The organism is Spongiibacter sp. (genome assembly GCF_984394615.1).
The window spans coordinates 1-14,182 of record NZ_CFHTQA010000062.1 but is presented as its reverse complement, the minus strand read 5'-3'; the positions used below and the strand labels follow the sequence as shown (position 1 = coordinate 14,182).

12 protein-coding genes are annotated in these 14,182 nt (G+C 55.3%); 10 read left to right on the top strand and 2 right to left on the bottom strand.

What is annotated here, in order from left to right:
* Positions 1-267 precede the first annotated feature (267 nt).
* Positions 268-474, bottom strand: a complete 207-nt coding sequence (locus AC5DB9_RS15855) for a cold-shock protein (RefSeq protein WP_272989757.1) — start codon at positions 472-474, stop codon at positions 268-270.
* 200 nt (positions 475-674) lie between these two features.
* The gene (locus AC5DB9_RS15850; RefSeq protein WP_272989760.1) at positions 675-2,807 is read right to left on the bottom strand and encodes a YgiQ family radical SAM protein; all 2,133 of its coding nucleotides are present in this window, start codon (positions 2,805-2,807) and stop codon (positions 675-677) included.
* Positions 2,808-2,970: 163 nt separating this feature from the next.
* Here AC5DB9_RS15850 and AC5DB9_RS15845 point away from each other — a divergent pair, with 163 nt between their 5' ends.
* The 10 genes from AC5DB9_RS15845 to phoU all read left to right on the top strand — a co-directional run bounded on the left by AC5DB9_RS15845 (position 2,971) and on the right by phoU (position 14,094).
* Complete coding sequence (locus AC5DB9_RS15845) at positions 2,971-3,450, top strand: NfeD family protein (protein ID WP_272989762.1); 480 nt, start codon at positions 2,971-2,973, stop codon at positions 3,448-3,450.
* 47 nt (positions 3,451-3,497) lie between these two features.
* Positions 3,498-4,346, top strand: a complete 849-nt coding sequence (locus AC5DB9_RS15840) for an SPFH domain-containing protein (RefSeq protein ID WP_272989764.1) — start codon at positions 3,498-3,500, stop codon at positions 4,344-4,346.
* Between the two features lie 24 nt (positions 4,347-4,370).
* A complete protein-coding gene (purU, locus tag AC5DB9_RS15835; protein ID WP_273009032.1) occupies positions 4,371-5,225 on the top strand; it encodes a formyltetrahydrofolate deformylase in 855 nt (284 codons plus the stop codon).
* Between the two features lie 78 nt (positions 5,226-5,303).
* The gene (gene phoB, locus AC5DB9_RS15830; RefSeq protein ID WP_022957408.1) at positions 5,304-6,014 is read left to right on the top strand and encodes a phosphate regulon transcriptional regulator PhoB; all 711 of its coding nucleotides are present in this window, start codon (positions 5,304-5,306) and stop codon (positions 6,012-6,014) included.
* A 9-nt stretch (positions 6,015-6,023) separates the two neighbouring features.
* Positions 6,024-7,328, top strand: a complete 1,305-nt coding sequence (phoR, locus tag AC5DB9_RS15825) for a phosphate regulon sensor histidine kinase PhoR (RefSeq protein WP_272989851.1) — start codon at positions 6,024-6,026, stop codon at positions 7,326-7,328.
* 108 nt (positions 7,329-7,436) lie between these two features.
* Positions 7,437-8,405 carry a PstS family phosphate ABC transporter substrate-binding protein gene (locus tag AC5DB9_RS15820; RefSeq protein ID WP_022957406.1) on the top strand — a complete coding sequence of 323 codons (969 nt, stop codon included), beginning with the start codon at positions 7,437-7,439 and terminating at the stop codon, positions 8,403-8,405.
* A 182-nt stretch (positions 8,406-8,587) separates the two neighbouring features.
* The gene (locus AC5DB9_RS15815) at positions 8,588-10,744 is read left to right on the top strand and encodes an ABC transporter permease subunit (protein WP_272989858.1); all 2,157 of its coding nucleotides are present in this window, start codon (positions 8,588-8,590) and stop codon (positions 10,742-10,744) included.
* 16 nt (positions 10,745-10,760) lie between these two features.
* Positions 10,761-12,461, top strand: a complete 1,701-nt coding sequence (pstA, locus tag AC5DB9_RS15810; protein ID WP_272989862.1) for a phosphate ABC transporter permease PstA — start codon at positions 10,761-10,763, stop codon at positions 12,459-12,461.
* 26 nt (positions 12,462-12,487) lie between these two features.
* A complete protein-coding gene (pstB, locus tag AC5DB9_RS15805) occupies positions 12,488-13,330 on the top strand; it encodes a phosphate ABC transporter ATP-binding protein PstB (RefSeq protein WP_028968042.1) in 843 nt (280 codons plus the stop codon).
* A 35-nt stretch (positions 13,331-13,365) separates the two neighbouring features.
* Positions 13,366-14,094: a phosphate signaling complex protein PhoU gene (phoU, locus tag AC5DB9_RS15800; RefSeq protein WP_022957402.1), complete on the top strand. Its 729-nt coding sequence runs from the start codon at positions 13,366-13,368 to the stop codon at positions 14,092-14,094.
* The last annotated feature ends 88 nt before the right edge of the window (positions 14,095-14,182 follow it).

Genomic DNA, 14,182 nt, shown 5'->3' with positions numbered 1-14,182 from the left:
TCAATCGCTTTGCTGTAGTCGATCGCGTAGCGAAAGTTTCCGGCATGCGACGCCAAGCTGAATGTGGAGAGAAAAAGGGTGGCGATGATGGTTTTTTTCATAACATTCCCAGAAAGGTTATGCAGCGCTGTGCGTGCCGATGCGATATCAGTTCAGAATTAAACTACTAAAAGGAAGTTGGCGCCAACGGGGAGTGTTGGTTTTGCGGAGTGATACTTTTGAGGAGGGGAAGAAAGCAGGCAGCAACCGGCTGCCTGCTCAGCCGTTTTAGATAACGGTTACGTTGGCAGCTTGCGGGCCTTTCTGGCCGCTCTGCACGTCAAACTCTACAGCTTGACCTTCGGCCAGGGTTTTGAAGCCTGAACCATTGATGGCGCTAAAGTGTACAAACACATCTGGGCCAGAGTCTTGCTCAATGAAGCCAAAACCTTTGGTTTCGTTGAACCATTTTACTTTACCAGTGCTTCTGGACATGTTTAAAACCTCGTTTTGTAAGTTTGCCTTGGATGGCTTGAGCTGAGATAGGCAGGGTAGTTATGAAACAGAACGAGGTACTTAAAACGACTTCGTGGTGCTTTTACATAAAACCAAGCTGCATCTATAGCCAGCAAGCTCATTATATACACAGCTTGAAGCGGTATAGAAAGCCTTTTGCAAGGGATAAAATGAATTTTTTATTGCCGTTTTCGCGGAGGCAAACCCGTATGTTGGGTGAGGATTTTGCCTTTCCTGCCGCTCTTGGGCTGCCAGTTAGCCGGTTGCTTGGGTGGAACAAGATGCTTCTTGCCGTAGCCGATTAAATCCCGGCGTCCCATTTTGAGAAGCGATTCACGCAGCGCTGGCCAACCATCGGGGTCGTGATAACGCAGGTAGGCTTTATGCAGGCGACGCTGTTTAAGCCCTTTCGCGCTGAAGACATCTTCGCTTCGACGGCTGACTTTGCGCAGTGGGTTTTTGCCGGAGTAATACATCGCCGTGGCATTGGCCATCGGTGAGGGGTAGAAGGCCTGTACCTGATCAGCCCGAAAGCCATTGCGTTTTAGCCATAGCGCGAGGTTCATCATATCTTCGTCGCGCGTGCCGGGGTGAGCGGCAATAAAGTAGGGAATCAGGTACTGCTCTTTACCGGCTTGCTTTGAGAATTTGTCGAACATCGCTTTGAAGCGATCGTAACTGCCCATGCCTGGCTTCATCATTTTACTTAGCGGGCTGTCTTCGGAATGTTCCGGGGCGATTTTAAGATAGCCACCCACGTGATGAGTGACCAGCTCTTTGACGTATTCAGGGGTTTCCACCGCAAGGTCGTAGCGCAAGCCTGATGCGATCAACACCTTTTTAACGCCTTCCAATGAGCGGACTTCCCGGTACAGAGATATCAATGGCGTTTGATCGGTATTCAGGTTTTTGCAGATGCCGGGGAATACGCAAGACAGGCGACGGCAGCGTTTTTCTATCGCTTCACTCTTGCAGGTGAGTTGCCACATATTGGCGGTGGGGCCGCCCAAATCGGAAATGACGCCAGTAAAACCGGGGGTTTTGTCACGGATTTTTTCGACTTCTTTGACGATGGATTCCTGAGAGCGACTCTGAATGATTCGCCCTTCATGCTCGGTGATTGAGCAGAAACTGCAACCGCCAAAACAACCCCGCATGATGTTGACGGAGTTCCGGATCATCTCGTAGGCGGGGATGCGAGCATCGCCATACTTCGGATGAGGGCGCCGCTGGTAGGGGAGCTCGAACACCCAGTCCAGCTCTTCCGTGGTAAGCGGAATCGGCGGTGGGTTCAGCCAGATGTCCTTGTCGCCGTGTCGTTGCACCAGTGCCCTGGCGTTGCCCGGATTGGTTTCCAGATGCAGTACGCGAGCGGCGTGGGCATAGCTGACGGGGTCTTTTTTTACGGTCTCGTAATCCGGTAAGCGGATGACGGTGTGTTCAGTATCGCGTTCCTGCCGGGCGCTGCGCGGATCGATCAGGGTAACGGTCTGCACCGCTTCTGCGTCAGCCTGTTTGGCATTCTGCTGCTCGGTTTTACAGGCTGGGTCGGCGCTGGTGTCTATGTAGGGGCTGGTGATCGGATCGACTTTGCCCGGTTGATCTACGCTGCTGGAATCGACGACTTGCCAGCCTTGAGGGACGCCATCAGAAATATAGGCCGTACCTCGGAGGTCACGAATTTCCTGCACCGATTCACCGCGGGAAAGGCGGTGGGCCAGGTCGATAATGGCTCGTTCAGCGTTGCCGTACAGCAATAAGTCGGCGCGGGCGTCCATCAGAATGGAACGACGAACTTTGTCGCTCCAGTAGTCGTAGTGTGCGATACGCCGGAGGCTGGCCTCAATGGAGCCAATAATAATCGGACAGTCTTTAAACGCTTCACGGCAGCGCTGAGAGTAGACAATCACCGCTCGGTCAGGCCGTTTGCCACCGACATTATCGGGCGAGTAGGCGTCGTCATGACGCAGGCGGCGATCTGCGGTGTAGCGATTGATCATCGAGTCCATGTTCCCGGCGGCTACACCGAAGAACAGGTTCGGGCGCCCCAGTATTTTGAACGCCTCGGCCGACTGCCAGTCGGGCTGGGAAATGATGCCAACGCGAAAGCCCTGCGCTTCGAGGGTGCGGCCGATGACTGCCATGCCAAAACTGGGATGGTCGACGTAGGCGTCGCCGGTGACAATAATAATGTCGCAGCTGTCCCAGCCCAACGCATCCATTTCTTCCCGGCTCGTCGGCAGGAACGGGGCTGTGCCGAAGCACTCGGCCCAATAGGGGCGATGGCTGAATATGGCCGGTGGTACAGACATGGTTTGGCTACTCTCCGATAAGGAGCGCATTGTACCGGAATTTGCGCCTTTCTGCTGGCTGTGACCAATGAGTTTCCGCGCAATTTTACCGCTGTGTGCTTGCTATTGGTGCTGATCGTGGCTAAATAGTGCCTGCGTTCGTGACAAGGCAAAAGGGGCAGGGATGGAGTGGTTCAATAACACAATTCAATACTGGCACTGGATGGTGTTCGGTCTGCTGCTGGTTGCCAGCGAGGCCGTTGTACCGAGTTTCGTGATGCTGTGGTTTGGCGCCAGTGCGATCGCCGTCGGCCTCATTACGGCGGTTGTGCCTCTGGACTTCAGTATTCAGTTGCTGATCTGGGCCTGCCTGTCGGCGTTTGACCTTTTCCTCTGGTTCAAATTTGTTCATCCACGCATGAAAAACCGCAGCCTCTCGGGTATGTCCAGAGAGCAGGTCGTCGGTCAGGAAGGCATGGTGATTCGTGCCGGTTCCCATGGCGAAGGCGCTGTGCGTTTCAGTATCCCGGTATTGGGAAACGATGAGTGGATGTACATTTGTCGCGAGCCGGTTGCCGTGGGTGACCGCGTTGTTGTGGAAGATGTGTCAGGGAACTCTCTGATCGTCCGCCCACTGGATGCGCGTTTCGGCGCCGCGGACTGATTCGCTCCGCCAACTCGGCGAATCCCACTACTTCAGGAGAGATAACAATGGATGGTTTGGCTGTTACCGGCGCGTTGCTGGTTCTGGTAATCGTAACGCTGGGGATGGGCGTTAAGACGGTCCCTCAAGGCTATAAGCACATCGTGCAGCGTCTGGGAAAATACCACGGCACCCTGAATCCCGGGTTGAACTTCATTATTCCCTACGTTGACCAGGTCGCTTACAAAATCACGACCAAGGATATCGTGCTCGATATCCCTTCACAGGAAGTGATCACCGAAGATAATGCGGTGATCATTGCTAACGCTGTCGCCTACATCAACATCGTATCGCCAGAGAAAGCGGTATACGGCGTTGAGGATTACAACATCGCCATCCAGAATCTCGTTCAGACGGCGTTGCGCTCGATTGTCGGTGAGATGTCGCTGGACTCGGCACTGTCGTCCCGCGATCAGATTAAAGCCAAGCTAAAAGCGGCGATCTCCGATGATATTGCCGACTGGGGAATTACCCTGAAGACGGTTGAAATTCAGGACATTAACCCCTCTCCGACGATGCAGCGCGCGATGGAAGAGCAGGCCGCTGCCGAGCGTCAACGGCGGGCGGCTGTGACCAAGGCGGAAGGCGAGAAGCAGGCTGCGATCCTCGAAGCAGAAGGGCGTCTTGAGGCGTCTCGCCGCGATGCCCAGGCCGAAGTCGTACTGGCCAAAGCCAGCGGGACGGCGATCGAACTGGTCTCCAACGCCGTGAAGGGCGATGAGCTGCCAGTGCTTTATCTGCTGGGCGAAAAGTACACCGAGGCGCTCAAAGAGCTGTCGGCATCTGGCAACGCCAAAACCGTGGTGCTGCCCGCAGATCTGCCTCAGGCCGTGCGCGGAATATTGAATAAAGTCTGATTTAGTAAGGTTTACAGAATTACCATGCAGCACACTTACCGCCTTATCACCAGTTGTCCCGATCGCGTCGGGATTGTTGCCCGTGTCAGCCAGTTTGTGGCAGAACAGGGGGGCTGGCTGACCGAGGCCAATTACCATTCTGATGCCGACAGCAATTGGTTCTTCATGCGCAATGAAATTACCGCCGAGTCGCTGGGCATGAAAGCCGATGCGGTGAGGGAAGCGTTCCGTCCCATTGCCGAAGAATACGGGATGGAGTGGGAACTGGTGGATTCGGCACGCCGCCGTCGCGTGGTGATTATGGCCAGCCACGCCTCCCACTGCATTGCTGATCTGTTGCACCGCTGGCACAGTGGTGAACTGTATTGCGACATTCCCTGTGTTATCTCCAATCACGAAAACCTACGCAGTATGGTGGAGTGGCACGGCATTCCCTTCGAACACGTGCAAGTCGACCCGAATAACAAGGCGCCTGCCCATGAGAAAGTCCAGTCGCTCGCAGCGGCTTACGAAGCGGACTGTATCGTCCTTGCTCGCTATATGCAGATTATCCCCCCGGAATTCTGTCGAGCCTACGCCGGTCGAATGATTAATATTCACCACAGCTTTTTACCGTCGTTTGTTGGCGCCAACCCCTACCAAAAGGCGTATGACCGTGGTGTGAAGCTGATTGGCGCGACCAGTCACTATGTGACAGAACAGCTGGATGAAGGGCCAATTATTGAGCAGGATGTCATCCGAGTGTCACATCGCCACAGCAAAGATGATTTGGTTCGGCTCGGCAAAGATGTGGAAAAGTCAGTGCTTGCCAGAGCCTTACGTAACCACTTGGAAGACCGGGTACTGGTTCACGGCAATAAAACCGTCGTATTCGACTAGACTGACTTGTCATAAAATTGTCATTAAAGACCGTTTAAATGCAGGCTCAAGTACTTAGGCGGCGTTAAAGGGACAAGCATGACGACAACCAAGACCATCCTCATCGTCGATGACGAGGCAGCCATTCGCGAAATGATTCGCGTAGGCTTGGAACTTGCGGGCTACGATTGCCTGGAGGCAGCCAATGCCCAGGAAGCTCACGGCATTATTGTTGATCAGCGACCAGACCTGGTGCTGCTCGACTGGATGATGCCGGTCACCAGCGGTATCGAGTTGCTGCGGCGCCTGCGGCGTGAGGAATTGACTCGCGATATGCTGGTTATCATGCTCACCGCCAAAGACGATGAAGACAACCGCGTGCAGGGGCTGGACGTTGGCGCTGACGATTACATCACCAAGCCTTTTTCCTCTCGCGAACTGCTGGCCCGCATCAAGGCGGTATTGCGCCGGGTGAGCACGCCCGACCAGGAAGAGAGTATCGATGTGGATGGCCTGCGCCTCGATCCCGCCAGTCACCGCGTTTTTGCCGATAACGTGCCTCTCGATATGGGGCCGACAGAGTTCAAACTTCTCAAATTCTTCATGACCCACCAGGAGCGTGCCTACAGCCGTGGACAGCTTCTTGATCAGGTGTGGGGCACCAATGTCTATGTCGAAGAGCGCACGGTGGATGTGCATATCCGTCGACTGCGCAAGGCACTTCTCACAGACAGCCGCGATTTTGGTCAGCTTATCCAGACCGTAAGAGGCACCGGTTACCGCTTTTCAGCAACAGGAGTCAGCGCATAGCGCCGGTTCATGCGGTATTACGATTGGAAGACGGAACTGGTCAGAGTCATGCTGCCGCTGGCAGCTGCTGCGGTTCTGTCGACAGCGTTCGAACTGGGTGCCTGGCCGGTGTTTGTGGTGGCCGCGGGAATCTGCACCTGGCTGCTTTGGCAGCTTCAACGTTTGAGCGACTGGCTATACCGAGGCTCCGGGACGGAGCCGCCAGAGGCGATAGGCATGTGGGGTCAAATTTTCGATACCATTTATGATATGCAGAAGCAGGCGACGGGGGATCACGATCGCTTGCAGGCCATGATTGATTATCTGCGAGCGTCGTTCGCGTCCATGTCTGACGCGGTGGTGATGCTCGATCATCAGGGCAATATCGAATGGTGTAACGATGCGGCATCGGAGTTGTTGGGGCTGCGGCGAGAGGACGATACCGGCCTCCAGCTGCTCAACCTGATTCGTGCGCCATCATTTGTCGGCTATTACGAGGCCGAAAAATACGGGGCACCGCTGGAAATGGCCTCCCCGGTGAATGCAGACATTCAGCTGAGTATCAGTATCAGCTTCTTTGCCGAGCGTAATCGCCTGCTGTTTGCCCGGGATATCACCCGGACTTATCGCCTTGAAAAAATGCGCAAGGATTTCGTGGCGAACGTATCCCACGAATTGCGCACCCCTCTGACGGTTATCAATGGCTACCTCGAAACCTTCGCGGAACACGGCGGCGAAAATCCGCGCTGGGATCGTGCTATTGAACAAATGCTGAAGCAGTCTCGCAGAATGCATCACCTGATTCAGGACCTGATGCTGCTGTCGCGACTGGAGTCGGTGCCCAAGCCCAAAGAACAGGATCGTATTGTCTTGCGACCTCTGCTGGAAATGGTCCGAGAAGAGGCGCTGGCGGCGGCGAAGGGTGATCGCAGCATCGAAATAGAATGCGACGACAGTATCGTACTGAAAGGGCAGGCGACGGAAATACGCAGTGCATTGTCTAACCTGGCCGTCAACGCTGCCCGTTACACCACTGAAGGTGACCGCATTGTGCTGCGCTGGTACCAGACCGACAGTCATGCGGTGCTGGAAGTCCAGGACAGCGGTATTGGCATTGAACCGCAATATATTCCCCGCTTGACCGAGCGCTTTTATCGCGTGGATCAGAGTCGCTCGCTGGATACCGGCGGCACCGGGCTGGGCTTGGCAATTGTCAAACATGTACTGCTTCGACATCGCGGCGAGCTGAGGGTGCGCAGTCACCCCGGAAACGGCAGTACCTTCAGTTGTCTGTTCCCCAAATCCTTGGCAACGAAGGCTGAATCTGCAGCGTGACAACGCTGTAATAAAAGCTACGCTGCCTGTAACAATTTAGTCATATTTCGTCGATAAAATGACGGCCGTGTTAAATCTACGACCTTTTGCATGACTTGGGAGACGACGGTGAAACTCAAAAATTGCCTGATTGCTGCAGTAATTGGCCTTTCTTCTTCACTGGCCAGTGCCGCGACCGATGTGGATGCGGGCCTGCCCACCTATGAAAAAGCATCCGGCGTTTCCGGAAACCTGTCCAGCGTTGGCTCGGATACGCTCGCAAACCTGATGACGCTGTGGGGCGAGGATTTCAAGCGCAACTATCCCAACGTCAATATTCAGATTCAGGCTGCGGGGTCTTCCACTGCGCCGCCGGCGCTGACAGAAGGCACGTCCAATATGGGGCCAATGAGCCGCAAAATGAAGGACAAGGAAATAGAAGCCTTTGAAGCGCGTTTCGGCTACAAGCCGACGGCCGTCCCGGTGGCCATTGACGCCCTGGCTATCTTTGTCCACAAAGACAACCCCATCGATGGTATGACGCTGGCCGAGGTGGATGCGATCTTCTCCAGCACCCGCAAATGTGGCTACCCGGATGATGTTCGCCGCTGGGGGCAACTGGGTATGACTGGCGCCTGGGAAGGGCGCGATATTCAAATGTTTGGCCGGAACTCGGTATCTGGTACTTACGGCTACTTCAAGGGTGAAGCGCTGTGTAAAGGGGATTTCAAAAACGGTGTGAACGAGCAGCCAGGATCGGCTTCTGTTGTTCAGTCAGTATCCACATCGGTTAACGGTATTGGCTACAGCGGTATCGGTTACACCACTTCCAGTGTGCGTGCTGTGCCCATTGCCAAGAGCGACAAAAGTGCCGCAGTAGCCGCCAACCCGGAAAACGCGATCAATGGCAGTTATCCGCTTTCGCGCTTCCTCTACGTCTATGTGAACAAGGCGCCGAACAAGCCATTGGCTCCGCTTGAGCGCGAGTTCCTGAAAATGGTGCTGTCTAAACAGGGCCAGGAAGTGGTGGTGAAAGATGGTTATGTGCCGCTGCCCGCGAGTGTCGTAGAGCGTATCCTCAAGAAGCTGGATATGTAACTCGGACTCAACTGATGCGGGGATGGCTGTGAGCAGTGTCCTCGCATTGCTGTCACGCTGACGACATGCGGTGGCTGTAGCATTTCACGTATTCACAGAAGCAGAGTTTTAAACGTATGAAGCAATCCGAGGTGCGGGCAGCTGCGTCGGCGCAGCGCCGGTGGCGGCATATTAAGGATAAGATGACCACCGCAACGATCACCGCTGGTGGTATCGGTGTGCTGTTATCTATTCTGTTGATCTTCTTCTATCTTCTCTACGAAATTCTGCCTCTGTTTACATCGGCAGATATCGAGCTGGAAGAGCAGTTTACCCTGCCGGTTACCGAAGCCCCCCTTTACCATGCGATCGAAGAGCAGACGGAAATCGGCTTCCGCCTGGGCAGTCAGGGTGATGCCCTGTTTTTCAATGCTCAGAATGGGGACGAAGTCCTGCGCGAGCAGTTGCCTTTATCCTCGGCGATTCGCAGCTTCGCGTTGGAGTCGGAAGACAGTCGCGTCATTGCCCTGGGGCAGGACGACGGTCGAGTACTGATTGTTAAACACGACTATCGTGTAAGTTATCCCGGCGACAAGCGCGTGATTACACCGCTGCTGCGCTACCCTTACGGTAACGACGGGGTAGCGGTTGCCGAGGCGGCGCTGGACAAACTGGCGCTTAGAGACAGTGAAGATGCGCTGCTGATTGTTGGCGTGAGCGATGGACACTTGGTTGGGCGGCGCTGGACCAAAGAAGAAGACTTCCTTACCGAGGAGGTCACGCTGGAAGAAGAGATTCTTAAACTGCCGACGCTGGACGTCCCCGCAGACTACCTGTTGATCGGCCCGCGCCAGCATTGGTTGTATGTTTTGAGTCAGCAGGGCGATTACCGGCTGATTGATATGCGCAGCCTGAAGATTACCGATCGCGGACGTCTCACAGAGGGTGGCAGTCTGACTGATGCCCGGTTCTTGCTGGGCGGGATCTCGCTGTTGACGGCCACGGATAAGGGCGAGATCAGTCAGTGGTTTGTTGTGCGTGATGCCAGCCGCGACACCGGTTATCGATTGCAGTTCGTCCGTCGCTTTGACGCGGAAAGTACGCCGAGCGAGCTGGTTACCGAACATCGCCGGAAAGGCTTTCTCAGTGTCAGTCGGGACGGCCACCTCGACATATACCACAGTACATCCGAGCGTCGGCTTCTGAGTCAGGACCTGGACGCAAAACAGGTATCCGGCCTGGCTATCGCGCCTCGGGCAGATGCGCTGCTGGTCGAATCCGGGCAGGGCACTATCCAGCGGTATGCTGTGCACAACGAGCACCCTGAAGTTTCCTGGTCCGTGTTGTGGAGCAAGGTTTGGTACGAAAGCTATCCAGAGCCCGACTACGTGTGGCAGTCCTCGGCGGCAGACAATGATTTCGAGCCGAAGTACAGTTTTGCTCCGTTGGCGTTTGGTACCCTGAAAGCCGCCTTTTACGCCATGCTGATTGCCGCGCCACTGGCGATTTGCGGGGCTATCTACACGGCCTATTTCATGGCACCGGCGCTGCGCCGCAAGGTGAAGCCGATCATCGAACTCATGGAGGCCTTGCCCACCGTTATCCTCGGGTTCCTCGCCGGGCTTTGGCTGGCGCCGTTCATTGAACGCAACCTCCCGGCGGTGTTCTCGGTGTTTATTGCCATGCCGGTCGCGATTTTGGCGTTCGCGTGGTGCTGGTCACGCATCCCGGCGGATTGGCGGAATCGCGTGCCCGACGGCTGGCACCCGGTGCTGCTGGTGCCGGTGGTCATCGCGGTAGTGATGGGTTGTGTCGAACTGAGCGCACCGATGGAACGTGCCTTCTTCAGCGGTGATATGCGCGCCTGGCTGACCAATGATCTTGGTATTGCCTTCGATCAGCGCAATGCGCTGGTGGTTGGGGTGGCGATGGGGTTTGCGGTGATTCCAACCATCTTCTCTATCGCTGAAGACGCTATTTTCTCTGTTCCCAAACACCTCAGTTATGGATCACTGGCTCTCGGCGCCACACCTTGGCAAAGCCTGGTGGGGGTCGTGATGCCCACCGCGAGCCCCGGTATTTTCTCCGCGCTGATGATTGGCATGGGCCGCGCGGTTGGCGAAACCATGATTGTACTGATGGCAACGGGGAATACTCCGATTATGGACGCCAATATCTTCGAGGGTATGCGGACATTGGCGGCGAATATCGCCGTGGAAATAGGTGAAACGGAAGTCGACAGCAGTCACTATCGAGTGCTCTTCCTCGCGGCATTCGTGCTGTTTATGTTCACCTTTGTCGTTAACACCGTGGCCGAAACGGTCAGGCAGCGCCTCAGACAGCGCTATGGCAACCTCTGATCGGGCGGGATAAAAGATGCAATTGCAAGGTAAACAACAACAGGGAATCAAGGCTTGGTTCAAAGGTGGTGAACCGCTGATCTGGGCCAACGCTGCCGCTGTGACGGTCAGCACGCTGGCGGTCATTGGGCTGCTGATTTTGTTGGCAGTGAGAGGCTTCAGCCACTTCTGGCCTGCCGATGTATTCGTCGCCAGCTATGATCTTCCCGAACGCTCATCGGCCATTGTGATGGCGGAAAGGGTAGAGAGCGAAGAAGTCGCCATTGAACAACTGACCAGTGCGGGTTTTGTGCTGGATACTGAGGACTCTTTTATTCAGCGAGAGCTGGTCAAGGTCGGTAACCGCGATGTCAGCGGCGCCGATTTTCGCTGGGTGCTCAGTCGTTACCTGAAAAATTCCGAATTTCCCGAGGATGCTGTGGTGCTGGAGCGCCGTGAATGGGGGAACTTCTACGGCTTTTTGAGGGGGGTTAAAGAAGCGGGTCAGCGTCAGGAATATAGCGATGACGCCGCTTTATGGGCAGATTTTCAGCAGCGAATAGAGCGGGCTGAAGCGATCCATGACGATATTGAACGGATTGAGAAAAAGGCCATCGGTGCAGTGAACTACCGGCTGGAAAAGCTTCGCCTGCGTGAGCGTGGTCTGGCACTGGATGAAGAACTGCCGGATGCCAAACGTGCGCAGCGCCAGCTTGAGATTGATAGCGAACGCGCTGAGCTCGATGCCGAGTACAAGGTATTGCAGAAAGAGCTGAACGGGCTGTATGCACAGTGGAACCGCGACAGTTTTGTGATGGAAACCGCGCAGGGCCAAAGTCGGGAGCAGCGCGTATCGACGGTGGTGCAGGCGTATCGCCCCAATGCCATGTCGTCACTGGATAAAGTTGGGTTCTACTTCGCCAAGTTCGGGGAGTTTCTCAGTGAGGAGCCCCGCGAAGCAAATACCGAAGGCGGGATTTTTCCGGCCATTTTCGGCACGGTCATTATGGTGTTGATTATGTCGATTATGGTGACGCCTTTTGGGGTGATTGCTGCGGTTTACCTGCGTGAGTATGCGAAGCAGGGCTTGATGACCCGTATCGTTCGCATTGCCGTTAACAACCTGGCCGGCGTGCCGTCCATTGTCTACGGGGTGTTCGGTCTCGGCTTCTTTATCTATTTTGTCGGGGCGGAGATTGATCAGGCCCTGTTTCCCGAGGCGCTGCCGTCGCCGACCTTCGGTACACCGGGCTTGTTGTGGGCCTCGGTAACATTGGCATTGCTGACACTGCCTGTGGTGATTGTTGCCACGGAAGAAGGCTTGGCACGCATCCCGCGCAATTTGCGCGAAGGCAGTCTGGCGCTGGGCGCAACCAAGGCGGAAACGCTGTGGCGGGTCGTATTGCCCATGACCAGCCCTGCGATGATGACCGGATTGATTTTGGCGGTCGCTCGGGCTGCGGGTGAGGTCGCTCCGCTGATGCTGGTCGGGGTCGTTAAACTGGCGCCGTCGCTGCCGGTGGACGGCAACTTCCCATACTTCCACCTTGATCAAAAGTTCATGCATCTGGGCTTTCACATTTATGATGTGGGTTTTCAAAGCCCCAATGTTGAGGCGGCGCGCCCGCTGGTATATGCCACAGCGCTGCTGTTAGTGGTGATTATTGCGCTGCTTAACCTCAGTGCGGTTGCACTGCGCAACCACCTGCGCGAAAAATACAAATCTCTGGAAATGTAATTGGCCACGCCATGACGGTAAAAATTATGGATACCAACAAAACAGCCACTGCGAGCCATGCGATTGATATTGAATCTCTGGGCCGGGCACGTAACGAGCAGCATATCGATGACGAAGACATCACGCTGACGGTCGAAAACCTGGATCTTTACTACGGTGAGAAACAGGCCCTGTTCGATGTGAATATGCAGATTCCCCGCCAGAAGGTCACCGCATTTATCGGTCCCAGTGGTTGCGGTAAATCGACACTGCTGCGCTGCTTTAACCGCATGAATGATCTGGTGGATTCCTGTCGGGTGGAAGGCGGTATTCGTCTTGATGGCGAAAACATCTATGATCGTGCGGTAGACGTCGCGACTCTGCGCCGCCGTGTGGGTATGGTGTTTCAGAAACCCAACCCCTTCCCAAAATCGATTTATGAGAACGTCGCCTACGGCCTGCGTATTCAGGGGGTCAACAAAAAACGGGTGCTCGATGAAGTGGTCGAGCGCTCGCTGCGCGGCGCGGCGCTGTGGGACGAGGTGAAAGATCGTCTGCACGACAACGCACTGGGCATGTCCGGCGGTCAGCAGCAGCGTCTGGTCATCGCTCGCACCATTGCGGTTGAGCCCGAAGTTCTGCTGCTCGATGAGCCGGCCTCAGCACTTGATCCGATTTCCACGCTGAAGATCGAAGAGCTGATCTACGAGCTGAAAGACAAATACACGATTGTGATCGTTACCCACAATATGCAGCAGGCAGCTCGTGTGTCTGACTACACGGCGTTTATGTACATGGGTAAACTGATCGAGTTCGATAACACCGATACACTGTTTACCAACCCCAATAATAAACAGACCGAGGACTACATCACCGGCCGCTATGGCTGAGTGGTGACGTTGGCGGATGTCGCAGGAATCACAGTATGAAAGATAAAGATCTGCACGCGCATCATATCTCCCAGCAGTTCAACACTGAGCTGGATGATATTAAAACCCGCATGCTGGAAATGGGCGGTGTGGTTGAGAAGCAGGTTGCCGATGCGATCAATGCCTTTATGAGTCAGGACAGCGGTCTGGCAGAAGACGTGGATCGTGGCGACCGTATTGTGAACGCATTGGAACTGTCTATCGACGAGGACTGCACCATTATTCTGGCTCGTCGCCAGCCCGCCGCGACGGATCTGCGTCTGGTACTGTCCATCAGTCGGATTATCAGTGACCTGGAGCGCATGGGCGATGAGGCCTGCAAAGTCGCCCATTCCGCGATTAAGCTGGGTGAGCTGGGAGGCCTGCCGCGCAGTGTGCTGGAGATTCGCCATATCGGAGACCACGTACTGGGAATGGTGCGCAACGCACTGGATGCCTTTGCCCGCTTTGACAGTGACAAGGCACTGGAAGTGGCGGAGGAAGACCACGCTGTCGATATCGAATACGGCACTGCGATGCGCAGTCTGGTCACTTATATGATGGAAGATCCGCGCACGATCTCTTCGGTACTGCAGGTCTTGTGGGCGCTGCGCTCACTGGAGCGGATCGGCGATCATGCCCGGAATATTGCCGAGCACGTGATTTATCTGGTGAAGGGCGCCGATGTCCGTCATGCCGACATTGATGAAATGAGTGCGGCGGTTCAGGAATCGACAAAAAAGTAATGACTGCAGTGATGATCACGCCGTCGCGGCCGCAGGCTGGCGACGGCGTTTTTGTTTGTGGCGGCTCTTAGCCTGGTCCCAGCGGCAA